Genomic DNA, 22,010 nt, shown 5'->3' with positions numbered 1-22,010 from the left:
TCCCGCCACTCGTTGCACGCGAACGACTCGGCGGCCCTCGGCGCGCGTGCTCGACGCGAACGACTCGGCGGCCGACGGAGCGCGGGCTCATCGGTGGTCCGATCGAGCATTTAAAAAACAGAGCCGCGAGCAGTACGTCGGTCGTCGGGCGCTCAACGACGCCCGGCCGAGTGTCGAAGCGATCCGCCGTGCCGGGGTGTCCGGCGACGCGCTATCTGAGGTTATTCACCGCCCTTTTCACGTACGGTCCGAGGAACGGCCCGAACAGCGCCAGGAGGATCAGGATGGAGATCCCGAGCGAGAGCGGCCGGCTCGGCGACACGAAGATGCCGTACCCGCCGCCCGATAGCTGTAGCGAGCGGAAGAAGTTCTCCTCGGCTATCGGCCCCAGCACGATCCCGAGGACGAACGCTATCACCGAGTACTTGTACTTCACCATGTAGTAGCCGAGGATGCCGAGCGCCAGCACGCCGAAGGCGTCGAACCAGCTCCGCCTGAGGCTGAACGCGCCGATGAACGAGAGGACGATCACCATCGGGATGATGACGTCCGTGTCGAGCTTCGTGATCGCGCTCGCGTACGGGATGACCGTGTACCCGACGGCGAGGATGATGAAGTTGCCGAGGAACACCGAGACGAACAGCGCGTACGTGATGTGAAGCTGCGCGCCGAACAGCCCCGGACCGGGCTGGAGCCCGTGCATCAGGATGCCGCCGAGGAACACCGCCGTCGAACCGCTCCCGGGAATACCGAACGAGAGCGTCGGAACCAGCGACCCGCTGACGGTCGGGTTGTTCGCTCCCTCGGGGGCGATGATCCCCCGCGGGTCGCCCTCGCCGAATATCCCGGCGGCGGCCGAGGAGCGCGCCTCCTCGGCGTACGCGACGAACGTCGACGTCGTCGCGCCGGAGCCGGGGACGGCGCCGATCAGCATGCCGATCACACCGCCTTTGAACAGCGACTTCGGGTACCTGAACACCGTCTTGATCCCCTCGGTGATGCTGCCCGTGATGCCGACCGCGTCCTCAGCGATCTGGTTTTGGACCGCGAGCTTCATCATCTCCGCGAAGGCGAACATCCCGATCAGGGCGGCGACGAAGTTGAGCCCGTCGTACAGCGCGAGCTGGCCGAACGCGTAGCGCGGCGTCGGCGCCATGATGGCGATGCCCATCGTCGAGATCATAAAGCCGAACGCGCCCGCGACGATCCCCTTCACGATCGACCCGTCCGCGACGATCGTGATGAGCGAGATCCCGAGGATCGCGAGGAGGAAGTACTCCACCGATCCGAACAGGAGGACGACCTCGATGAGGATCGGGGAGATGAGGACTAACAGGATCGCGGCGATGAACCCGTTAAACGCGGAGGCCGTCGTCGCGATCGCGAGCGCGTTCTTCGCGAGCCCCTTCTTCGCCATCGGATAGCCGTCGAGCGTCGTCGCGGCCGCCGACTCGGTCCCGGGGGCGTTCAACAGGATCGCGGAGATGCTCCCGCCGAACATCGCACCGCTGTAAATCGAGATCAGGAGGATGAGCGCGGGCGTCGGATCGAGCGGGACGGTGAGCGGGAGGACGATCGCCATGCCGACCGGCGAGCCGATCCCCGGCAGCGCTCCCAGGACGATCCCCGCGAGCAGCCCGGCGGCCATCCAGCCGATGACCGGCCAGCTGACCGCGATCTGTATCCCCTCGACCAGACTTGCGACCGCCATTCAGAGCCCCTCCGTGAACACGATCGCTCCCTGATCGAACGGCATGAGCAGGAAGACGATGAACCCGTACACGATGACCGTCGCGAGCACGGCGAGGAACGCCGACTTGAGCGGTCTCACTCTGAACCACGTGGTGTACGCGAAGACGAACAGCGGCGTCACGTAGAGGAACCCGACCGCCCACCCGAGCGCGAAGTAGATGCTCGAGAAGACGATCATGATAACGGTGTTGTTGATGTCGATGCCCCACTTCTGATGGAGCGGGAGGTCTTTCGCCCGGACGCCCTCGGTATCGTCGTCATCGTCGGTATCGAGATACCTCTCGTCGACGGCGGTGTCCGCGACGTCCGTGGAGCCCTCGTCCTCCTCGGCGTCCTCGATGGCGCCGACACCTTCGGTTTGGCCCTCCTCGAAGCTCTCCGTCATACTCACTTCCTGAGCGACGAACTTCTGGAGCGGTCCCGGGAGGTAGTTCTGTATGAGGAGGAGAAACGATCCGATCCCGACGACCTGTGCCATCAACTGCGGAAAGATCGTCGCGTTCTCCGGGTAATCTTTGATTATCGGGTCGACGTAGAACACTACGGACAGCCCGAGCAGCGTTACGAGTAGGACGTGTTCCGCCGTGATTCCTTCAAGTCGTTTTGAGTAATTGACCATGACAGTATTATCTGATCCGCTGGACTCCAACTATAAATAAATTGAGTTCGACGCGCCGGTCGCGCCGCGATCGATTCAGGGCTGGTTTTCGTTGACGAGTTCGAGGATTTCGAGCTCCTCGTACTGCGTGAAGGCGTCCGCGAAGTTCTGCTCGGCGACCTCCGGGCCCTCGTACACGACCGGGTTCCCCGTTTCGTTGCTCCACTCCTGCACGGGCTCGCTGTTGACGGTCTCTTCCAGCGCTTCGGCGTAGAAGTCGGCGATCTCCTGGTCCATCTCCGGCGGGCCGTACATGCCGCGCCAGACGCCGCCGACGAAGTCGATCTCCGGGTAGCCGAGGTCGGTGACCGAATCGATGTCCGGGTAGACCTGGGTGCCGGACCCGAAGAACGTCACGACGGGGTAGACGCGGCCCGTGTCGACGACGGACTGGGTCCCGGCGTCGGTCCCGATACCGCACGGGACCTCGCCGCTGGCGACCGCCTGCGTCACGGGACCCGTCCCGGTGTACTGCACGCGGTTCTGCCAGTTCCAGCCGACCTCGTCTTCGTACGCGTACTTGTACAGCAGAACGATGATGTCCTGGGAGCTCCCGGACGACTGGACGCCGATGTTCTCCCACTCGCCGCTCTCGTACTTCGCGAGGACGTCGTCGAACGTCTCGACCTCGTCCTGGTACTCCTCGTTGACGACGAGACACCACGTCGACTGCCCGACCACGCCGAGGCCGGTGAGGTCGCGGATGTCGAAGTCCGGCTCGTTGATCAGCTGCGGCGCGACTTCGAGCGGTCCGGCGTTGCCCGCGATGGTCTGTCCGTCGGGCTCCGAGCGGTACAGCTCTCCGAGTCCGTTCAGACCCCCGGCGCCCGGGATGTTGTCGATCTGCAGCGACTCGCCGACCGCCTCTCGGAGTCCCGGCTGAATCCCGCGTGCGTACGTGTCGGTTCCGCCGCCCTCGTCGTACGGGACGATGTACCGGACCGTCCCTTCGGGGGACCATCCGTCGCCGCCGTCGCTTCCGTCACTGCCGTCGCTTCCGTCGCTGCCGTCGCTTCCGTCACTGCCGTCGCTACCGTCACCGCCATCGCCGCCGTCGCCGCCGTTGCCGGAACAGCCGGCGAGCGAAATGGCGGAGGTTGCGCCGATCGCCTGCAGGAAGCGTCGCCGCTTCGTGTTCGAGGTCGATTCGACCGAGTCGGTTGGTGTTTCTTCTGTCATCTTGTCACGTTGGTCGGCTCAGCTGGTTTTCTCGCCCGGATCCGCTTTCGGGGGTTCGGCTTTCGCCGTATCCATGCATGCCATTCGGTGGCAATATCATAAATGTTTCTATTAAAATTCCCGTTGTCAGATGTCGAACTTGGTATACAAAGGCGGCGTGCGCCCCGGTCGACCGGCGAGAGCCAGTTCGGTCGCCGATCGTCGTTCGCGCCGGTTCGCGCGCCGCGGCCCCGTGACCCGAGTCGACCCACCGGGAGGAACCTTTTATATTCCGGGGCGGAATACGGTCAGTATGGTAATCGTTGCAGCCGTCGATCGGTCGGAGAGAGCGCCGGGTATCGTCGAGGAAGCGAACGAGCTCGGCGAGGCGTTCGACGAGCCCGTCCACGTCGTCCACGTCCTGTCCCGCTCGGAGTTCGTCGGGCTCGAACGGACCAGCGTGACCGACACCGGGAAGTCGATCCCGAGGGACGACGTCCTCGAGATCGCCGAGGAGTTCTCGCAGGAGGCGATCGACGAGGCGGGCGTCGACGACGCGGAGCCGGTGGGGCTCCTCGGCGAGCCGGCCGACGAGATCAGCAACTACGCCGACTCCAACGACGCCAGGTACCTCGTCATCGCCGGTCGGAAGCGGTCGCCGGTCGGGAAGGCGCTGTTCGGGAGCGTCGTTCAGTCCCTGATGCTCAACTCCGAGACCCCGGTCGTCTCGATCCGAACCGACTGATCAGAGCCGACTGATCAGAGTCGCTCTTCGATCGCCGCGACGATCTCCCCGGTCGACGCCGACCCGCCGAGGTCCGGCGTCGACGGGGCGTCCTCGTCGGCGAGCACTTCCCGAACCGCGCTCCAGAGGGCGTCGGAGACCGCCGCCTCACCGAGGTCCTCGAAGAGCATCGCGGCCGAGAGCACGGTCGCCATCGGATTCGCGACGCCCTGCCCGACGATGTCGGGGGCGCTCCCGTGGACGGGCTCGAACATCGACGGGTAGTCGCCGTCGACGTTGATGTTCCCGGACGGCGCGAGCCCCATGCTGCCGCTGACGATGGCGCCGATGTCGGTGAGGATGTCGCCGAACAGGTTGGAGGCGACCAACACGTCGAACTCCTCCGGCCTGCGGACGAGGTCCATGCTCCCGGCGTCGATGAGCAGCGACTCGACCTCGACGTCGGGGTACTCGGTCGCGACGTCCTCGACGACGTCGTCCCAGAACGTCATGCTGAACGCCTGCGCGTTGGACTTCGTGATGCTCGTCAGGTGTCCCTCGCGCTCCGTCGCCGCCTCGAACGCCGCCCGAACGATGGTCTCCGTCCCCTCGCGCGTGTGGACCGCGCTCTGGATCGCCACCTCGTGGTCGAACCCCTCGTGGACGCGGCCGCCGGCGTCCGAGTACTCCCCCTCCGTGTTCTCGCGGTACACGACGAAGTCGATGTCACCGCCCTCGTACCCGCGGAGCGGGCTCTCGACGCCGTCGAAGAGGGTCGACGGGCGCTTGCACACCTGCTGGTTGAACCCCTTCCGGATCGGTAACAGGAGCCCGTGCAGCGTGATGTGGTCCGGGACGTCCGGATGGCCGACCGCGCCGAGGAGGATCGAATCCGCGTCGACGATCCGATCGAGCGCGTCGTCCGGCATCATCTCGCCCGTCTCCATGTACCGCTCCGTCCCCCAGTCGTACTCGGTGAACGCGACGTCGACGCCGTGGCGGGACGCCGCCTCGTGAAGGAGCGGGAGCGTTTCGTCGACGACCTCCGGACCGATACCGTCACCTGGTATCGTCGCTATCTCGTATGACATGGTTCCGGAATTCGCTCACACAATCTAAACTCTTTGGGCCGTGGCACCCCTTGCCCGCCCGATTCGAGGCCGGATCGCTCCTCGCGAACGGTGCGGCTCATCGCCCGCGATTACCCCACTCACAACGCTTTTCACTCCCCGATGGGAGATTGAGTCATGGTAAGCGAGACTGCCTACGAGAGTATCTCGCTCGACGTCACAGACGGCGTGGCGACGATCGAGTTCCACCGGCCCGAGGTGTACAACGCGCTCAACGACACGGTCATGCTGGACCTGCTCCGAGCGTTCGACGAGATCCAGCTCGACCGGTCCGTCGACGTGGTCGTGATCACGGGCGAGGGCGACGACGCGTTCTCCGCCGGCGCGGACATCTCGCAGTACGCGGGCTCCGCCGAGGAGCACGACCCGCGACAGAAGGACCGCCAGGAGCTGTTTTACGAGATGTACCGCAAACCGTTCGAGTGCCACGCGCCCGTCATCGCGAAGGTCAACGGGTACTGCGTGGGCGGCGGCCTCATCTTCGCGATGTACTGCGACATGCGGATCGCCGTCGACGACGCGAAGTTCGGCGTCCCCGTGACCGACATCGGCCAGATCCCGACGGGCAACTCGACGTGGCGCGCGATCGAGCTCGTCGGCGAGGCGAAAGCGAAGGAGCTCGTCTACACCGCCGGGATGATCGAGGCCGACGAGGCCGAGCGGATCGGGCTCGTCAACCACGCCGTCCCGCGGGAGGAGCTCGACGAGACGGTCGGTGACATCGTCGAGGCGATCCAGAGCACGGGCCGGTCCGCGGTGAAGAACTCCAAGCGCGCGTTCAACCACGCGGTCGACGCGCAGAGCGCCGAGGAGAACCGCGCGTTCGAGTCCGAGGTCTGGTGGGACCAGTTCGCGACCGACGAACGGGAACGGCTCGTCGACGAGTTCAACGACGCATGACCGGGGGACCGCTCGCCGGCCTCACCGTCGTGGAGATGACCGGCCACCGCGCGGGCCCGTTCTGCGGCGCGCTCCTCGCCGACATGGGCGCCGACGTCGTGAAGATCGAGCGCCCCGGCGTCGGCGACCCCGCCCGCAGTCAGGGCGTCGGCCCCGACGGCAAGTCCGGCTACTTCATGGCGAACAACCGGAACAAGCGCTCCGTCACGCTCGATCTCAAGTCCGACGCGGGCACCGAGGCGGCGCTGTCGCTGCTGGAGGCGGCCGACGTGTTCATCGAGAACTTCGGCTACGGCGTCACGGACAAGCTCGGCGTCGGCCACGAGGCCGCCAAGGAAGTGAACCCGGAGATCGTCTACGCCAGCATCAAGGGGTACGGCGAGACCGGCCCGCGGAAGGAGCAGGCCGGCCTCGACCTCATCCTGCAGGCGGAGGGCGGGATCATGAGCGTCACCGGTCCCGAGGGCGGCGAGCCAGTGAAGATCGGGCAGGCCATCGGCGACCTCACGACCGGGATGTTCACCGCGATCGGGATCCTCGCTCGGCTCTACGAGCGCGGGAACGCGGGCGGCTCGGAGGGCGAGGAGGCCGATTCCGCCGCCGACTCGTTCAACGGCAAGTTCGACGTCGGCCTCTTCGACTCCATCGTGACGCTGCTGAACGAGTACCTCACGTCGTACTCGATGGACGGGTCGGTGCCGGGGCCGCAGGGCACCTCCCACCAGACGCTCGTTCCCTACCAGCGGTTCGAGACCGCCGACGGCGCCCTCGTCACCGGCGTCCCGAGCGACGACCGGTGGGACGACTTCGTCGAGCTGGTCGGCCGCGACGAGCTGGCGGAGTACCCGACGAACGACGACCGGTTCGAGCACGCCGACGCCGTCGTCGGGATCATCGAGGCGGAGTTTGCGACGGAGTCGACGGAGTACTGGCTCGACCGCCTCATCGACTACGGCTTCCCCTGCGGCCCGATAAACGACGTTGAGGACGTCGTCCACTACGACCAGACGCGGGCGCGCGACCTCGTCGTCGAACACGACGACCCCGACTGGGGCGAGTGCCTGCTCCCGGGCCACCCGATCAACTTCCCCGAGCACGACGACATTATCCGGTCGCCAGCGCCGCGTCTGGGCGAGCACACGGAGTCCGTGTTCGCCGACGTCGCCGGGGACCAGACGACGCTCGACGAGTGGCGCGAGGGCGGCGCGTTCGGCGACTAATACGGAAAAACGGTTTCTCGTCGTTTTTGTTTATAAACAGTCGATCGCGGAGCGCCGGTGAACCACTCCAAAGACGTAGCCGATCGCGCATAGGTCGCTGACGACCCGGTGAACACCTCCAAAGCCCCAGCCGTGAGGGGCGCGCACGCTCGCTGCGCTCCTCGCTGCGCTCCTCGGTCGCTCACTCTGTTCGCTCCCTGCGGTGCTTGCATCGTCTTCAGAACGCGAAGCGTTCTGATTGGCTCACGAGAGCTCCGCTCTCGTGAACGCCTCCGCGCCCCTCACGGCTGCCCCTTTGAGTCCCACCCAACCGCTCCGCACAGCACCTCACGCCTCCCCAGCCTCGTCGCTCACTCCGTTCGCGACTCCCTCGCGCGTGCGGTTCACGGCCTGTCGGCCGCTCACCGGCACGCGCCACTGCACCGTCGCAATCATTGATAAACACCGTCGCCGCGCTCGTCCCCATTTAAGTACCGAACGACGTCCGCGAGCCGAGGCGCCCTACGCCAGCGCGTCGGCGATCTTCTCGATCGGGTGCGGCGGCTTCTCGTCGTACTCGTCGCCGATCTGCGTCCGGCAGGAGGCCCCGGGGGCGACGACGGAGTCGCCGTCGCTGTCGTCGATCCGGTCGAACAGCATGGAGCCGATGGCCTGGCTCATCGAGTAATGCTCCGACTCGTAGCCGAACGTCCCGGCCATCCCGCAGCAGGAGGTGTCGAGCGGGTCGACCCGGAACCCCGTCCGCCGGAGGACGCCGACCGCGTGGTGGTCCTTCTTCACCGACTTCTGGTGGCAGTGGCCGTGGTAGGTGAGCCGCTCCGCGCCGCCGTCGGCGTCGAGCGCCTCGTCGAGCCGGCGGGTGTCGAGGTACTCCAACACGCCGTAGGCGTGCTCGGCGACCTGTGCCGCGGCGTCGGACGACAACAGGTCGAGGTAGTCGGACTGCAGCATGACGGCGTCGGACGGCTCGACCACGACGACGTCGCGCCCGTCGTCGACGTGCGCCGCCAGCGTCGCGACGTTGGCTTCGGCCGTCTCGCGGGCCTTCCCGAGGAGCCCCTTCGAGTGCGCGGGGCGGCCGCTGTCGGTGATCTCCTCGGCGACGGAGACGTGGACGCCCGCCGCTTCGAGCACCCTGACCGCGGCCTTCCCGGCCTTCGGGTTGTTGTAGTTCGTGACCGTGTCGGGCACCAGCACGACGCGCCGGTCCGCGGTCGACTCGCTCACCGTCGACCCGCCGCGGTCAGCCCACCAGTCCACGAACGTCTCGCGGTGGAACGTCGGGAGCGAGCGCTCTCGGGCGATCCCGAGCGTCTTCTCCATGACGACGCGCGCGCCGGGGACCTTGGTGCCGAGGTTCGACAGGGGCGCCGTCGCGCTCCCGAGCTTCGAGAGCGCGTCGACGTTCGCGAACAGCTTCGACCGGAGGTCCGCCCCGTGTTCCTCGTGGTGGGCGTGTTCCACCTCCACCTTCATCTTCGCCATGTCGACCTCGCTGGGACAGTCGATCGAACACCCCTTACAGCCGACGCAGAGGTCGAGCACCTCGCGCATGAACTCCGTGTCGAACCGCTCGTCCTCGGAGAGGTCCCCGCTCATCGCCTGCCGGAGCAGGTTCGCGCGACCGCGAGTGCTGGTGATCTCCTCCTGTGACGCCCGGTAGGTCGGACACATCACGCCGCCCGCGCCCTCCTGACTGGTGCGACACCCGCCACAGCCGTGACAGAGTTCGGCCATTCCTTGGAACCCGTTCTCGTTCTCCCACTCCAAGGCCGGCTCGAAGCCGGCGTCGAACTCGTACTCCTCCCCGAACCGGAGGTTCTCGCTCATGTCGTGGTCGCCGCAGACGCTCCCGGGGTTGAGCAGCCAGTCGGGGTCGAACGCCGTTTTCAGGTCCTGAAAGACGTGCCAGAGGCGATCGCCGTACAGCTTCCGGTTCCACTGGGTCCGGGCGCGCCCGTCGCCGTGCTCGCCGGAGACCGACCCGCCGTACTTCACCGCGAGGTCCGTGGCGGCGTCGGAGATGGACACCATCGTCTCGGTCCCCTCGGCGTTCTTCGTGTTGATGAGCGGCCGGACGTGCATGCAACCCGGGCCGGCGTGCGCGTAGAAGCTCCCGAACGTGTCGTGGTCCTCGAAGATCTCCTTGAACTCCTTGGTGTACTCCGGCAGGTGCTCCGGCGGAATCGCGAGGTCCTCGATGAACGCGATGTGCTTCTCGTCGCCCGTCCGCGACAGCAGGATCGGCGTCGACGCCTTGCGCATCTTCCAGAACTTCTTCTGGGTCTCCTCGTCGTACGCCGCCATCCCGTCGAACGCCAAGTCGCCGACGCGGTCTTCGATGAGGTCGTCGACCTGCCTCTTGGCCGACTCCTCGTCGTCGGCGTAGAACTCGATCAGCAGGAACGAGTCGGTCTCGTCGGGCAACAGGCCGATGACGTCCTTGAACTCCTCGAGTTCGCGCGCCAGGTCGACGAGGACGCCGTCGAGCACTTCGACCGCCGCCGCGTCGTGTTCGAGGATCGGGCCGACGTCCTCCATCGCGTCGAGCAGGTCGTGGTACGTGAGCAGCGCGACCCCCTTCGTCTCCGGAATCGGCTCCAGGCTCACTTCGGCCTCGGTGACGATCGCGAGGGTCCCCTCGCTCCCGACCAGCAGGCGCGCGAGGTTGACGGTCCCCGATTCGGCCTCCTCGATCAGCACGTCGAGGTTGTACCCCGACACGTTCCGCTTGAGGTCGGGGTACCGCTCGTCGACCTCGTCTGCCTCCTCGTCGATGATACGGACGATCTCCGCGTAGATGCGTTCGAGGGTCGTCCCGTCGGGGTCGGCTCCCTCGCGCAGCTCGGCGACGTCGACCTCGCCGAACGTCTCGACGCTCCCGTCGGCCAGCACCGCCTCGACCTCCTCCACGTAGGCGTCCGTCTTCCCGTACTTCAGGGAGTGCGCCCCGGTCGTGTTGTTCCCGATGGCGCCGCCGAGCGCGCTCCGGTCCGCCGTCGACGGGTCGGGCGCGAACTTCAGCCCGTGCGGTTCGAGGGTGCGGTTCAGCTCGCCGAGGGTGATCCCCGTCCGGGCCCGGACCCCTTCGCCCTCGGGGTCGACGTCGACGACGTCAGTCATGTACCGCGTGAAGTCCAAGACGATCGCCTCGTTCACCGACTGGCCGGCGAGGCTCGTCCCGCCGCCGCGGGGGAGCGCGGGGATCTCCTCCGCGTCGCAGTACTCCATCACGGCGGCGACGTCCGCGGTCGAGGTCGGGTAGACGACCCCGATCGGCGTCACCTCGTACGCGCTGGCGTCGGTCGCGTACATCTGCTTGGAGTACTCGTCGAAGCGCACGTCGCCGTCGACGAGCGCGTCGAGGTCGGCGACGAGCGACGAGTCGTGCTCGGTCTCGCTCTGGTAATCGTAATTCGCCCGCGGGTCGGTGGACGGATCCGGTGCTGTGTTCTTCGATCCCATCGGTTAATTGACTGTCCTCAGTGTGGCGTAGACATGAATGTTACGCGTCAACACGGTACGACTGCCGGGAGGACGCGAGTCGTCGCTCCGAGTCGCGCGGAACGCGTCGGGGGTTCGAACCGCCCGGACGCGGTCCCGTCGCGGCGGTTACTCGCGCTGCTGGGCGTCGACGACGGCGACGCTCGCGAGGTTGACGATGTCTTTGACCTCGTCGCCCCGCTGGAGCACGTGGACCGGCTCGTCCATGCCGACGAGCATCGGGCCGATGGCGTCCGCGTCGCCCAGCCGCTGGAGCAGCTTGTAGCCGATGTTCCCCGACTCCAGGTTCGGGAAGACGAGGACGTTTGCGGCCTCGTCGAGCTCGGAGAACTCGTAGGTGTCGGTGAGCATCTCCTCGACGAGCGCCGTGTCGGCCTGCATCTCACCGTCGACCGGGAAGTCGACCGCCGGGTCGTCGCGGAGCATGGCGGCCGCCTCCCGCGGCGCCTCGGTCGTGTCGGCGTCGACGCTCCCGAAGTTGGAGTACGACAGCAGCGCCGCCCGCGGGTCGACGTTGAACTGCCGCGCCAGGTCCGCGGTGTGGCGCGTCGTCTCGGCGAGCACGTCGGCGTCGGTCTCCCGGTTGACCGTGACGTCGGCGAAGAACACGACCCGGTTCCCGATCGTCAGCATGTAGACGCCGGAGACGTACTCGGCGTCGTCGGCGGTCCCGATGACCTGCAGCGGCGGCCGGAGCGCCGAGGGGTAGTGGTGGGTCAGCCCCGTCAGCATGGCGTCGGCGTCGCCCTGGTCGACCATCACGCTGCCGAGGTAGTCGGTGTTGTTGCGGATCAGGTCGCCCGCCTCGCTGCGGGTGATTCCCTTCCGCTTGCGGAGCTCGTGGAGGCGGTCCGCGTACTCGTCGTACTCCCCGGTGGTCGGGTCGACGACGGTCGCCTCGAAGTCGAGGCCGAGGTCGCCGACGGTCCCGGCGATGGCGTCGGCGTCGCCGAGCAGGACGGGCTCGGCGATCCCCTGCTCGGAGAGCTGGTACGCCGCGCGGATCATCTTCTCGTCTTCACCCTCGGCGAGCGCGATGCGCTTGGGGTCCTGTTTCGCCTTGTTGACGACGATCCGCATCATCTCGCGCGACTTCCCGACGCGCGCCTCCAAGTCGTCGCGGTACGCTTCGAGGTCGACCTCGTCGCGCGCGGCGCCGGACTCCATGGCCGCCTCCGCGACCGCCGGCGCGACCTCGAACAGCACGCGCGGGTCGACCGGCTTCGGGAGGATGTACTCCGGCCCGAACTGCAGCGGCTCGTCGCCGTACGCCTTCAGCACCGCGTCGGGGACGTCCTGCCGCGCCAGCTCCGCCAGCGCCTCCGCGCAGGCGACCTTCATCTCCTCGTTGATCTCCGAGGCCCGGACGTCGAGCGCGCCGCGGAAGATGAACGGGAAGCCGAGCACGTTGTTCACCTGGTTCGGGTAGTCGGACCGGCCCGTCGCCATGACCACCGTGTCGTCGCGGGCGTTCTTCCCCTCCTCGTAGCCGATCTCCGGGGTCGGGTTCGCCATCGCGAAGATGATCGGGTCGTCGGCCATCGACCGCACCATCTCCGGCGAGACGATCCCGCCGGCCGAGAGGCCGACCAGCACGTCCGCGCCATCCATCGCGTCGGCGAGGTCGCCGTCCGGGACGTCCCGGGCGAACTCACGCTTGTACTCGTTGACGTCGCCCGCTTCGGCCCGCGCCTCCGTGATGATGCCCGTCGAGTCACAGAGCGTGATGTTGTCCCGCTCGACCCCGAGCGAGACGTAGAAGTGCGCGGTCGCGAGCGCCGACGCGCCGGCCCCCGAGAACACGACCTTCACGTCGCCGAGGTCCTTGTCGACGATGTCGGCGGCGTTGATCAGGCCGGAGCCGTTGATGATGGCGGTGCCGTGTTGGTCGTCGTGGAACACCGGGATGTCCATCTCGTCCTGGAGCCGGTCCTCGATCTCGAAGCACTCCGGCGCTTTGATGTCTTCGAGGTTGATCCCGCCGAACGTCGGCTCCATCGCCGCGACGGCCTCGCAGAAGGGGTCGACGTCCGCGATGTCGAGCTCGACGTCGAAGACGTCGACGTCCGCGAACCGCTTGAACAGCACTCCCTTCCCCTCCATGACCGGCTTCGACGCCGTGGCGCCGATATCGCCGAGACCGAGCACGGCCGAGCCGTTCGAGACGACCCCGACGAGGTTCCCCTTCGCCGTGTAGTCGTACGCCTTCTCGGGGTCGTCTGCGATCTCGCGGCACGGCCCCGCCACGCCGGGCGAGTAGGCCAGCGAGAGGTCTCGCTGGGTGTTCGTCGGCTTCGTCGTCGCGATCTCGATCTTCCCGGGCGGGTCGGCCCGGTGATACTCCAATGAGTCGTCTTCTAGCGTCATACCGATCGATTACGCGAATCGCATAAATACTTATGGGCGTCACCGTCCCGTCTCGCGATGCGCGGCCCCTCGCGCCGGCGCGGCGGACCGTCGAGCGCGGATCGAAATACGAGCATACGGGATCGGTCGACGAGGCGGCCACGCGGCGCCTCGCCGCGCTCCGCGAAACGCCCCGCCGCCCGGTCGGCCCGTCCGAGCATCTCGAACGCGGTCCACCGACCGGGCCGACCTCGGACTACCGGGCCGCGGGCGCCGTCGACCGCCGAGCTCTCCCGGGCCTCACTCCAGGTCTGGCCGAGAGAGCTCCGTCTCTTTGGCGGTGATTATCTCTAAGAGGGCCGGCGTGCCCTCCTCCGTCTTCTCGATGGCGCGTTCGAGCGCGGGCGCGACCTCCTCGGGGTCCTCGACGCGCTCCCCGTAGCCGCCGAGGGCCTCGCCGACGTCGGCGAAGTCGCCGCCGAACGGCGTGTCGTACGACGCCATCTCGTAGTTGTTCAGGTGGACGGTGAGGATCGGGGCGTCCTCGCGGACCGCCGTCTCGAAGTCGAGTCCGGTCATTCCGATGGCGCCGTCGCCCATGATGTTGAGACAGAGCTTCTCGGGGAAGCGGACCTTCGCGCCGATCGCGAGCCCGAGCCCGTAGCCCAGCTGCGTCGTCTTCCCCCAGCCGATGTACGAGAGGGGCTCGTCCGTCTCGTAGAACGGCGCGAGGAAGTCCCGCGGGTTCCCGGCGTCGGCCGTGATGACCGTCTCGTCGGGGTCGACGACGTTCGTGATCTCGTGGATCACGCGGTAGGGGTTGATCGGGGTCTCGTCGGACGTGAGCTTCGGCTCCCACTCGTCGAGCCAGTCGGCCTTGACCGCCGCGATCTCCTCGGCCACGTCGTCGAAGCGGCCGCGGTCGTCGTCGACGCGCTCCGCCACGGCGTCGGTCACCGCGTCGAGGACGAGCTGCGCGTCGCCGACGAGCGCCATCTCCGAGCCGACGTCTTTGTCGATGTCGGTGGGATCGAGCGTCGAGTGGATCACCGTCTTGCCCTCGGGGACCGTGATCCCGTAGGCGGTCTCGGTGAAGCTGCAGCCGACGCCGAAGAGGACGTCGCACTCGTCGAGGAAGTGCGCGAGCTGTCCGGGCTCGCTCTTGCTCCCGGCGCCGAGCGAGAGCGGGTGGCTCTCGGGGAAGGCGCTCTTCCCGTTCAGGCTCGTGGCGACCGGCGCTTCGAGCGTTTCGGCGAGCTCCTTCAGCTCGTCCCATCCCTTGGCGTAGTGAACGCCCTGTCCGGCGAAGACGACCGGGTTCTCCGCGTCGACGAGGGCGTCCGCGACCGCCGGGACCGCGTCGGGGTCCACGCCCGCGCGGTTGGCGCTCGACGGCTCGTACTCGAAGTCGCCGATCTCCTCCCAGAAGACGTCCTTCGGCACCTCGACGACCGCGGGGCGGGGGCGGCCGTTGCGCGCCGCGGTGAACGCCCGGCGGAACGTCTCCCCGACCGCGTCCGGGTCCGAGAGCTGCTCGCACGTCTTGCTCACGCTCTGGTAGCTCACCAGGGAGTTGAACTTCGGATCGACGTCCGTCTTGGCGCGGTCGTAGCCGGCCGGGATCGCCACCAGCGGCGACGACTCGCCGTACGCCTGCGCGACGGCGCCGATGGAGTTCTCCGTCCCCGGACCGTGCTGGCAGGCGAAGGCGACGACCTCGTCGCCGGACGTGAGCCGGCCGATAGCGTCCGCCATGTGGACCGCCGTCCGCTCCTGACGAGTGATGATCGTCCGGAGACCGGCGTCTTCGGCGGCGCCCGTGTCGAACAGCGGGTTACTCGGGAATCCGAACAGATACTCTACACCCTCCTCTTTCAGTGCTTTCGCGATGGCTTCTGTAACGTTCATCTTTTATTAGATCGTATACTTCTGGCTCCGGTCCGGGGTTAAATAAAGGTACCTGTCGAGGCCGGTTTCGTCGCTTCGAGCGTCGCTGCGGTCCGAGCCGTCGCGGCCGCGTCCCTAATCTTGCCGGCTCCCGAAGGACTGATACGCCGCTGTGACGACGGTCCGCGTATGTCAGACCGAGCGCAACTCGATACCCTGTCCGTTCACGACTCCGTCGAGAACGTCATTCCGCCCGAGGCCTTCGTTAAGGCGTTCGACGACCTCGACCTCGACGTCGAACTGGTCGGCGACGGCGAGAGCTACGACGAGACCGACGCCGTCGCCACCTACGTCCCCCGACCGGAGTTCCTCGACGCGGGGTGGGTCCACTGTATCCGCGCCGGCTACGACGAGTTCGACACCGCGGCCTACGAGGCGGCGGGCGTCCCGCTCACCAACAGCACCGGCATTCACGACACCACCGTCAGCGAGGTCGCGCTCGGCTACATGCTGTCGCTCGCGCGCCTCCACCACGTGTACCGCGACCACCAGAACGAGCGGCAGTGGTACACGCCGGCGTACGAGCGGCCGTTCACCGTGGAGAACGAGCGGCTCTGCGTCGTCGGTCTCGGAACGATCGGCCGGGGGATCGCCGAGCGCGCTGACGCGCTCGGGATGGACGTGATCGGGATCAGACGGTCCGACGAGCCGGTCCCGGGCGTGTCGGAGATATTCGACCCGTCGGACCTCCACGACGCCATCGACGACGCGCGCTTCGTCGCGCTCGCGCTGCCGCACACCCCCGAGACCGACGGGCTCATCGGGGAGGCGGAGTTCGAGTCGATGCGCGACGACGCGTACCTGATCAACGTCGCCCGAGGCCCGTTAGTCGACGAGACCGCGCTCGTCGACGCGCTCGAGAGCGACGCGATCGACGGCGCGGGGCTGGACGTGTTCGAGACCGAGCCGCTCCCAGACGACTCCCCGCTCTGGGGCTTCGAGGACGTGATCATCTCGCCGCACAAGGGGTCAGCGACCAACCGGTACCACCTCGACATCGCCGAGCTCGTGACGGAGAACGTCGAGCGCTATCAGGCGGCCGAATCGCTGCGGAACCGCGTCGCGTAACCCTTCTCGGCCCGCTGCCGATCCGCAGCCGAGATGTTTCGTCATTCCGAACGACTGATTATCGAGTTTTCGGAATATCGTACATTACGACGTTGCCTTGCTACTGGTGTTTTTTCGAGTCATTTCGGACGTTCCGTCGGCTTTGACCGAAATATCGCCTGTTTCGGTCAGTCACCGAGAGCCAATACGACCGAATCCGATCCAGATTCGGGTCGAATCACCCACCGTCGAGAAGAAAATCGGTTTCCTATATTCGAACTGCGAGTCGTGTCATTCGTTCGGCCGGCGAGCGGCTCCGCTGCCGAATTCGGCTCATTCACCCGCTTCATTACATTACTACGATTGTAATGATGTCGACTGGTGGTGTAATTGTAATTCGCGTGTGTTCACGACCGTCCGTGGGTGAGGTTGACCTCGATCACGTTCGCCGTCCGGTTGAGGCTCTCGGTGTACGCGCGCCGCTGCTCCTCGGGCTTCAGGCGGCTGATCGGCGTCATGATGCTGATCGCGGCGTTTCGACGCTCCCCCGTCTCGATCGGCGTGCCCACGCATCCGAGCCCGCCCAGTCGCTCCTCTTCGTTGTACGCGAACCCCTCCTCGCGGATCCGGTCGAGCTCCTCGAACAGCGCGTCCCGGGTCGTGATCGTCTCGTCGGTCCGAGCCGGCAGCCCGTGCCGGTCGACGATCTCGTCGACTCGCTCGTCGGAGAGGCTCGCGAGCAGGGCCTTGCCGAGCGCCGTCGTGTGGAGGTAGACGCGGCGTCCCAGGTGGACGTCGAAGTCGATCGCCTGCCGGCCGCGAGCGGTGTAGACGTAGATGCCGAGCCCCCGCTCCTCGAACAGCAGGTTCGCCAGTTCGCCCGTCTCCTCGGCCAGCTTGCGCACCTCCGGCTTCGCGACGTCGTAGACGCCGTCGTACTGCCGAGCGATCCCACCGAACTCCAGGCAGCGGAGGCCGAGCCGGTAGCCGTCCTCGCGCTTGACGACGAGCCCGTGCTCCTCGAGCGTGATCAGGTGTTTGTACACCGTGCTCTTGGCCAGGTCCAGGCTCTCGACCAACTCCGCGATAGAGACTCCCTCATCCCGGTCTGCGATGGCCGTCAGTACGCGCATAGAGGTCCCCGTCGCCCGTACCGACTCCGTTTTTGGCCTCTCCATGCGCTACCTCACCGAAGGCGGGTAATAAGAATTATGGGGAGACCGTCTCGACTCGACTGAATTACACGTATACCGCTGTCACGGAGCTTCGCACCTGCGCCGCTCGCGCACTGATCCTCGCGGGTGCGCTAGGACGGCACCGTGAGGGGCCTCACGCGGAGGCCAGCGCGCTTAACGGCGGCCGCTCGCGAACGGTCCGGAACGACTCCGCCCCCCGGCGAAGGGGGCGGCCCGGGACGACTCCGCCCCCCGGCGAGGGCGGTGGTCCGGAACCACCGCGATCCCCGGCGAGGGGGAGGAGGAGATTCGGTGACGACCCTCTCCGGCCGCGCTGGAGACCCGATAACACTTCATAATTCAGACTGATTAATAAAAATACCGCATTGCAGATATATCTTCGGTCGTATTGCCGCTGAGCGGTCAGACGCGGTCACGTCTCGACGCCGTTCACACGAACAGCACTGTAGGCCGTTATTAGCCCGATTCGGGCGGTTTCTTCGTTGCCCCGGACCACGCATCGGGTCGAGCGCCTCATTGCCGGTTCGACCTCCGACTGTCTCGGCGCAGTAACGTACCGAACGACACGCTCAGTGCGCTTAAATCGCCTTTTCATGACTTTGAGCCTCGGAATGGGGATACTCGAATCCGGCTGAACAGATCACAGGGACGTGGCCTCTGTCAATTCGCGCGTGTCGGGAAGTACCCTTTACTAACTATAGTACGAATTCTGTTATTTTTGCGGTCGCGACGGTCTACGATTTCGTTCGCGACCGCCGTTTCGAGTGCCCCTCGTTTCGGACGCGGGCCGCCGGCTTCGAAGCGGGTCGATTCCGAGACGGCGTCGAGCGCCCTCAGCGGCGTGTCTGGGGGTCGCGGCTCGCGCCGTCGCGCGCCATTCACGGTCGCCGACGCCGATCGTCTCCGATCCTGAATTGTAGCTAACGAGCAATACCATCTGATCGGATCCACGGATGTCTTCGCGGCGCTCTCGGTGACCTGCGAAACCGGGTGGTCGGCGTCGGAGGTCGGTCGGTACGGAAGAGTCGGTTCGCCTCGAAGTCGGGCGATCGGTCCGCGTCGCCGCGAGTGAGCGCCGGCGCTAGCTCTCGGCGGCCGGAGACGAGGTCTCCACCTGCTCGTACTTGTCCTCGAACTCCTGGATGAGCTGACCCATCTTCGCGTACCAGTCGTTGAGCATCCGCTGCATGTCGTCGGCGACCTTCTCCGGGTCGGTCGGCCTGTAGACGTGGTAGTACCCGCCCTGATCGTAGTTCACCTGTTCCTTCTGAATGAAGCCCGCCTGAAGGAGCCGTTGCACGGCCCGATACGCGGTCGAGCGCTCGCGGTCGACTTCGTCGGCAATTTCGTCGATCGTCAGCGGCGTTTCGGTCTGGACGAGCTCTTGGAAAACCCGCTTGTCGAGCTGTTTGAGTCCGTGGAAACACTCTAAGAGCCCTTCGCACACCATGTCCCGCTGGAGTTGTTCGGACATCGAATCTGGCATTTTGTTACCTATCCGTATGCCGTGAGCTCTTAAAAGACTTGTGTATAGATTACACAATTGTGCGCTAGCTTCGTCGGGTCGCGGAGCGACGACGGGTCCGCGACGGCTCGTCGCGTGAGTCGACGGCCGGCCTCGACCAGAGCGGCCGCGGTCAGTCCGTCGTCGCCGTCTGTCGGCCGCGCGTCGTCCGCAGCGAGACGACCGACGTGTAGATGACCGCGGCGGCGACGACGACGGCCGCGCCGATCACGAGGACCAGTCCGACCGTCTCCATGAGCGAGTTCCCGATGTAGGACCCGATCTCGCCGATACCGACCGCGATGGCGCCGGCGAGCAGCATCCCGCCGAAGTACACCTTGATGCCGTCGGAGTCGACGACGGCGGTCGCGGCGGAGCCGACGCGGGCGCCGAGCGCGCTCCCGAACAGCAGCGGGACGACGATGCCGAGGTCGACGCCGCCGCCCTGTCCGTAGAGGTAGCTTCCGAGCCCGCCGGAGAAGACGATCTCGAACAGGTCCGTTCCCACGGCGACGGGAACCGGGACGCCGATCGCGTAGATCATCGCCGGCATCCGGATGAAGCCGCCGCCGACGCCGAGGAATCCCGACAGGAGGCCGGTCGCGAAGGCGACGGCCGTGATGACCCACGCGGAGACGCGGACGTCGCCGCGGAGCGTCACCATCGGCGGAATCCGGACCGTCCGCTGAATCGTCTTCGCGATCTCGGGGATCTCGTACTCGCTGAGGTCGCGGTCGGCCGCCTCGTGGTCGATGCCGCCGCCGTCGTCGTTTTTCAGGGCGTCACGGGTGACCATCGCCCCGACGCCGCCGAGCAGGGCGACGTAGGCGACGCTGATGACGCCGCCGGCGAGTCCCAGCGATTCGAGGTAGTAGACGCTGGCGCGGCCGGCCTCGATACCGACGGTCGTCCCGGTGATCATGATCGCGCCGAGCTTGTAATCGACCTGCCCGAGGTCGTGGTGTTTCAACGTCGCGATGACGGCCGTCCCGAAGACGAACGCCATCCCGCTACCGACCGCGACGGGCGCCGGGTAGTCCAGCATCAGCAGGGCGGGGGTAACGAGGAACGACCCGCCCATCCCGAAGAACCCGAACAGGACGCCGACGACGAGGCCGAAGCCGACGAACAGCGCCGCCATCTCCGGGCTCGTCCCGAGGAGGCCGAGTCCGTCGGAGAGGCTACTGAGCATCCTCTTCGCCTCCGATTAGGAGTCGCATGAAGCGGGGCCCGAAGAGGCGCTCGATCCCGCCGTAACCCACGTACAGCACGATCGCTTCCAAGAGGATCGCGCCGATGAGCATGGCCGTCTCCGGGTCCCACGTGGGAATCTCTAACCCTGACATCGATCCGTCCCCCGGTCTTCGCAGTTGGAAATTCGCTGTTGGCACATTTCTGTTCAACTCACTCTACCCGGTTCACGCCTATAACGGTTTTGGGATTATCGCACAATACTATATCCGAATAACCTCGGGCCGACCATTCATAACTTATGCGTAACGTACTGCGCTCGCCGGTCCAGACGACCGGTCGGCGCAGGCGCGGGACATCGGTCGCACGCGCGGCGGTGACGGCTGCGCTCGACGCGAAGCGGCGGTCGACGTCAGAATACAGTGACGGCCGATTTCAGAGGAGGAGAGACGCGGTCGCGTACGCGAGCGCGAACGAGACCCCGAACGACCCCGCCCACGCTCCCACCGTCACACCGATTTTCCGGAGGTCGACCGCGTCCCGGCCGCCGACGGCGGCGCCGCTCCCGATGATGGCGCTGACGACGATCTCGTTGAACGACACCGGAACGCCAAGCAGGACGGCCAGCTGCGCGATCAGGAACGACGGAACGAGCGCCGAGATCGAGCGTCGCGGCCCGAGCGACGAGTAGTCCTGCGCGAGGGACTTGATCATCCGCGGTGCGCCCGTCCACGACCCGACGAGCATCCCCAGCCCCCCGCCGACGAGCACGGTGAACGTCGAAATCGTCCCGACCTCGTCGAGCAGGGGTAACAGCGGCCCGACGGCCAGCCCGACCTGACTACCTCCCGCGGAGAACGCGACGAGCGAGCCGAGCGCGAGCAACACGCGCCGGAGCCCGGCGCGCTCGTCGCGCCCGATGTCCCACCAGACGACGGCGGCGACGACCAGCGCGGCGACGCCGGTAACGGCGACCCCCGACGCGAGGCCGTCGACCTCCAGCGCCCGCTGTCCGAGACCGCGGACGGTCCCCGAGGCGCTCCCGTCGCCCAGGAAGCTGAACCGGACGTTCACGAGGACGGCGCCGACGAGACCGGCGAGCGCCGGAACGCAGTACCGCTCGGGGACCCCGGGACGCGGCAGGAGGCTCGCGATCCCGAACGCGATGCCCCCGCCGACGAACGGCGTCAACGTCCAGACGAGGGCGATCTGCCGGTACTTCGCCCAGACCGGGGTCCCGCCGAGCGCGAGACCGACGCCGATGACCGCGCCGGTCACCGTGAACGCGGTCGCGATGGGGTACCCCGTCGTGATGCCGACCGCCATCAACCCCGCGCCCAGCGCTAACACCAGGATGACGCCGGCGACGGGGAGGCTGATGTCGCCGACGAGGCCGCTCCCGACGGCTTCCGAGACGTTGCTCCCCTGCGTGACGGCACCCGTGAACCCGAAGGCTCCGACCAGGAGGGCGGCGCGCATCGTCCCGATGGCGTTCGCGCCGACGGCGGGGGCGAACGGCGTCGCGCCGCTCGACCCGGCGCCGATGACCCACGACATGAACAGGCTGGCCAGTGCTGCACCGATGAAGAGCGCGAAAAGAACGGGGTCCATCTGCGGGTGGGCGGGTCAGTCCGCGCCCGCCGCGGCGGCGTCACGCGCCCGGGTCCTGCTCCGCCAGTACCCCTGGAGGTACGCGCCGACGAACATGCCGCCGAGCGCCCAGAGGATGGTGA

Annotated in this window: 16 protein-coding genes and 1 pseudogene; 4 read left to right on the top strand and 13 right to left on the bottom strand. The window is 66.8% G+C overall.

Annotation, left to right across the window (positions count from 1 at the left end):
- Positions 1-211: 211 nt before the first annotated feature.
- The 3 genes from DJ74_RS03180 to DJ74_RS03170 all read right to left on the bottom strand — a co-directional run bounded on the left by DJ74_RS03180 (position 212) and on the right by DJ74_RS03170 (position 3,589).
- On the bottom strand, positions 212-1,711 hold the full coding sequence (locus DJ74_RS03180) for a tripartite tricarboxylate transporter permease (RefSeq protein WP_094526334.1): 1,500 nt from the start codon (positions 1,709-1,711) through the stop codon (positions 212-214).
- Entirely contained in the window at positions 1,712-2,371 is a 660-nt protein-coding gene (locus tag DJ74_RS03175) for a hypothetical protein (RefSeq protein WP_094522105.1), read from the bottom strand.
- Positions 2,372-2,446: 75 nt separating this feature from the next.
- Positions 2,447-3,589, bottom strand: a complete 1,143-nt coding sequence (locus DJ74_RS03170) for a tripartite tricarboxylate transporter substrate binding protein (RefSeq protein WP_094522104.1) — start codon at positions 3,587-3,589, stop codon at positions 2,447-2,449.
- Between the two features lie 292 nt (positions 3,590-3,881).
- Here DJ74_RS03170 and DJ74_RS03165 point away from each other — a divergent pair, with 292 nt between their 5' ends.
- Entirely contained in the window at positions 3,882-4,313 is a 432-nt protein-coding gene (locus DJ74_RS03165; RefSeq protein ID WP_094522103.1) for a universal stress protein, read from the top strand.
- A gap of 14 nt (positions 4,314-4,327) precedes the next feature.
- On the opposite strand, the gene DJ74_RS03160 is transcribed toward DJ74_RS03165, so the two are convergent.
- Complete coding sequence (locus DJ74_RS03160) at positions 4,328-5,383, bottom strand: isocitrate/isopropylmalate dehydrogenase family protein (RefSeq protein WP_094526333.1); 1,056 nt, start codon at positions 5,381-5,383, stop codon at positions 4,328-4,330.
- Between the two features lie 156 nt (positions 5,384-5,539).
- Here DJ74_RS03160 and DJ74_RS03155 point away from each other — a divergent pair, with 156 nt between their 5' ends.
- Both DJ74_RS03155 and DJ74_RS03150 read left to right on the top strand, forming a co-directional pair.
- A complete protein-coding gene (locus DJ74_RS03155) occupies positions 5,540-6,322 on the top strand; it encodes an enoyl-CoA hydratase/isomerase family protein (protein WP_094522101.1) in 783 nt (260 codons plus the stop codon).
- Positions 6,319-7,542: a CaiB/BaiF CoA-transferase family protein gene (locus DJ74_RS03150; protein ID WP_094526332.1), complete on the top strand. Its 1,224-nt coding sequence runs from the start codon at positions 6,319-6,321 to the stop codon at positions 7,540-7,542. The genes DJ74_RS03155 and DJ74_RS03150 overlap by 4 nt, the downstream gene beginning before the upstream one ends.
- A gap of 501 nt (positions 7,543-8,043) precedes the next feature.
- Here DJ74_RS03150 and DJ74_RS03145 read toward each other — a convergent pair.
- The 3 genes from DJ74_RS03145 to DJ74_RS03135 all read right to left on the bottom strand — a co-directional run bounded on the left by DJ74_RS03145 (position 8,044) and on the right by DJ74_RS03135 (position 15,300).
- Positions 8,044-11,007 (bottom strand): FAD-binding and (Fe-S)-binding domain-containing protein, encoded by a 2,964-nt coding sequence (locus tag DJ74_RS03145; RefSeq protein ID WP_094526331.1) that lies wholly within the window; start codon positions 11,005-11,007, stop codon positions 8,044-8,046.
- A 147-nt stretch (positions 11,008-11,154) separates the two neighbouring features.
- Entirely contained in the window at positions 11,155-13,413 is a 2,259-nt protein-coding gene (locus DJ74_RS03140) for an NADP-dependent malic enzyme (RefSeq protein WP_094526330.1), read from the bottom strand.
- Positions 13,414-13,692: 279 nt separating this feature from the next.
- Entirely contained in the window at positions 13,693-15,300 is a 1,608-nt protein-coding gene (locus DJ74_RS03135; protein WP_094526329.1) for a thiamine pyrophosphate-requiring protein, read from the bottom strand.
- A 168-nt stretch (positions 15,301-15,468) separates the two neighbouring features.
- Between DJ74_RS03135 and ddh the strand changes: the two genes are divergently transcribed.
- A complete protein-coding gene (gene ddh / locus DJ74_RS03130) occupies positions 15,469-16,407 on the top strand; it encodes a D-2-hydroxyacid dehydrogenase (RefSeq protein ID WP_094526328.1) in 939 nt (312 codons plus the stop codon).
- A 386-nt stretch (positions 16,408-16,793) separates the two neighbouring features.
- Here the strand turns inward: ddh and DJ74_RS03125 are convergent, their stop codons facing one another.
- The 6 genes and pseudogenes from DJ74_RS03125 to DJ74_RS19530 all read right to left on the bottom strand — a co-directional run.
- On the bottom strand, positions 16,794-17,564 hold the full coding sequence (locus tag DJ74_RS03125; protein WP_094522095.1) for an IclR family transcriptional regulator: 771 nt from the start codon (positions 17,562-17,564) through the stop codon (positions 16,794-16,796).
- 1,099 nt (positions 17,565-18,663) lie between these two features.
- Complete coding sequence (locus DJ74_RS03120) at positions 18,664-19,068, bottom strand: helix-turn-helix domain-containing protein (protein ID WP_094522094.1); 405 nt, start codon at positions 19,066-19,068, stop codon at positions 18,664-18,666.
- Between the two features lie 151 nt (positions 19,069-19,219).
- Entirely contained in the window at positions 19,220-20,278 is a 1,059-nt protein-coding gene (locus DJ74_RS03115) for a sulfite exporter TauE/SafE family protein (protein WP_094522093.1), read from the bottom strand.
- The gene (locus DJ74_RS19015) at positions 20,268-20,432 is read right to left on the bottom strand and encodes a hypothetical protein (protein ID WP_170938209.1); all 165 of its coding nucleotides are present in this window, start codon (positions 20,430-20,432) and stop codon (positions 20,268-20,270) included. Before DJ74_RS19015 ends, DJ74_RS03115 begins: the two co-directional genes overlap by 11 nt.
- Positions 20,433-20,712: 280 nt before the next feature.
- Complete coding sequence (locus DJ74_RS03110; protein ID WP_094526327.1) at positions 20,713-21,888, bottom strand: inorganic phosphate transporter; 1,176 nt, start codon at positions 21,886-21,888, stop codon at positions 20,713-20,715.
- A 15-nt stretch (positions 21,889-21,903) separates the two neighbouring features.
- Positions 21,904-22,010 (bottom strand): annotated as a pseudogene (locus tag DJ74_RS19530) (YeeE/YedE family protein); the annotation flags it as partial.

It is taken from the genome of Halorubrum sp. Ea8, assembly GCF_002252925.1.
GTDB lineage: Archaea > Halobacteriota > Halobacteria > Halobacteriales > Haloferacaceae > Halorubrum.
The sequence above is the reverse complement of the archived record's forward strand: the minus strand, read 5'-3'. Positions and strand labels throughout refer to the sequence as shown.

Excerpts from the sequence above, each read along its gene's own strand:
- DJ74_RS19015 (WP_170938209.1), bottom strand. The coding sequence starts at position 20,432 with ATGTCAGGGTTAGAGATTCCCACGTGGGACCCGGAGACGGCCATGCTC.
- DJ74_RS03160 (WP_094526333.1), bottom strand. The coding sequence starts at position 5,383 with ATGTCATACGAGATAGCGACGATACCAGGTGACGGTATCGGTCCGGAG.
- DJ74_RS03170 (WP_094522104.1), bottom strand. The coding sequence starts at position 3,589 with ATGACAGAAGAAACACCAACCGACTCGGTCGAATCGACCTCGAACACG.
- DJ74_RS03145 (WP_094526331.1), bottom strand. The coding sequence starts at position 11,007 with ATGGGATCGAAGAACACAGCACCGGATCCGTCCACCGACCCGCGGGCG.
- DJ74_RS03165 (WP_094522103.1), top strand. The coding sequence starts at position 3,882 with ATGGTAATCGTTGCAGCCGTCGATCGGTCGGAGAGAGCGCCGGGTATC.
- DJ74_RS03180 (WP_094526334.1), bottom strand. The coding sequence starts at position 1,711 with ATGGCGGTCGCAAGTCTGGTCGAGGGGATACAGATCGCGGTCAGCTGG.
- ddh (WP_094526328.1), top strand. The coding sequence starts at position 15,469 with ATGTCAGACCGAGCGCAACTCGATACCCTGTCCGTTCACGACTCCGTC.
- DJ74_RS03115 (WP_094522093.1), bottom strand. The coding sequence starts at position 20,278 with ATGCTCAGTAGCCTCTCCGACGGACTCGGCCTCCTCGGGACGAGCCCG.
- DJ74_RS03110 (WP_094526327.1), bottom strand. The coding sequence starts at position 21,888 with ATGGACCCCGTTCTTTTCGCGCTCTTCATCGGTGCAGCACTGGCCAGC.
- DJ74_RS03120 (WP_094522094.1), bottom strand. The coding sequence starts at position 19,068 with ATGCCAGATTCGATGTCCGAACAACTCCAGCGGGACATGGTGTGCGAA.
- DJ74_RS03150 (WP_094526332.1), top strand. The coding sequence starts at position 6,319 with ATGACCGGGGGACCGCTCGCCGGCCTCACCGTCGTGGAGATGACCGGC.
- DJ74_RS03135 (WP_094526329.1), bottom strand. The coding sequence starts at position 15,300 with ATGAACGTTACAGAAGCCATCGCGAAAGCACTGAAAGAGGAGGGTGTA.
- DJ74_RS03140 (WP_094526330.1), bottom strand. The coding sequence starts at position 13,413 with ATGACGCTAGAAGACGACTCATTGGAGTATCACCGGGCCGACCCGCCC.
- DJ74_RS03125 (WP_094522095.1), bottom strand. The coding sequence starts at position 17,564 with ATGGAGAGGCCAAAAACGGAGTCGGTACGGGCGACGGGGACCTCTATG.
- DJ74_RS03175 (WP_094522105.1), bottom strand. The coding sequence starts at position 2,371 with ATGGTCAATTACTCAAAACGACTTGAAGGAATCACGGCGGAACACGTC.
- DJ74_RS03155 (WP_094522101.1), top strand. The coding sequence starts at position 5,540 with ATGGTAAGCGAGACTGCCTACGAGAGTATCTCGCTCGACGTCACAGAC.